Source organism: Streptomyces sp. HSW2009 (assembly GCF_040240285.1).
Taxonomy (GTDB): domain Bacteria; phylum Actinomycetota; class Actinomycetes; order Streptomycetales; family Streptomycetaceae; genus Streptomyces.
The window spans coordinates 1-842 of sequence record NZ_JBEHZD010001095.1 but is presented as its reverse complement, the minus strand read 5'-3'; the positions used below and the strand labels follow the sequence as shown (position 1 = coordinate 842).

At 70.2% G+C, this 842-nt stretch carries 1 protein-coding gene; it reads right to left on the bottom strand.

From position 1 onward, the window contains the following. Positions 1 to 842: acyltransferase domain-containing protein (locus tag AAHZ94_RS34725; RefSeq protein WP_349997646.1), on the bottom strand; the 842-nt coding region annotated here is incomplete at both ends.

Here is an 842-nt window from a genome sequence, read left to right as displayed (position 1 = left end):
AACCCCAACCCCACCAACAACCCCACCACCGACTCAAACCGCACCGGCTCCCGCAAATTCCGATACCAATACGCCGCATCGAAGACCGCGTCCTCGATGAGTTCGCCCGTCACGGTCGAGTAGAACGGCACCTGGGGCGCGCGCGGGGTGACCGCGGCGAGGACGTCCAGGAGTTCCTTCTCGATGTCCTCCACATGGGCGGAGTGCGAGGCGTAGTCGACCGGGATGGCCTTGGCCCGTACGCCGTCCCCGGCGCACTCGGCAAGCAGTTCTTCCAGCGCGTCCGCGTCGCCCGAGACCACCACGGCAGCCGGGCCGTTGATGGCCGCCACGCTCAACCGGCCCGCCCAGCGTGCCAGTCGCTCTTCGACCTCGGTCTCCGACAGCGCCACCGACACCAGCCCGCCCCGGCCTGAAAGGCGCAGGATCGCCCGGCTGCGCAGGGCCACCACGGTCGCTGCGTCCTCCAGCGTCAGCGCGCCCGCCACGCAGGCCGCGGCGATCTCGCCCTGGGAGTGGCCCACCACGGCGGCGGGCTCCACACCCAGCGAACGCCAGAGCGCCGCCAGCGACACCATCACGGCGAACAGCACCGGCTGCACCACGTCGACCCGCTCCAGATCCGGCGCGTCAAGGCCGCCGCGCAGCGCGTCCAGCACCGACCAACCCACCAGTGGGCGCAACGCCTCCTCGCACTCCGTCAGCCGCTCCCGGAAGACCGGGGACTGCTCCGCGAGTTCGACCGCCATGCCCACCCACTGCGAACCCTGACCAGGAAAGACGAACACCACCCGACCACCATCAACCCGCACCCCACCACCACTGGTAACAACCCCAACAGC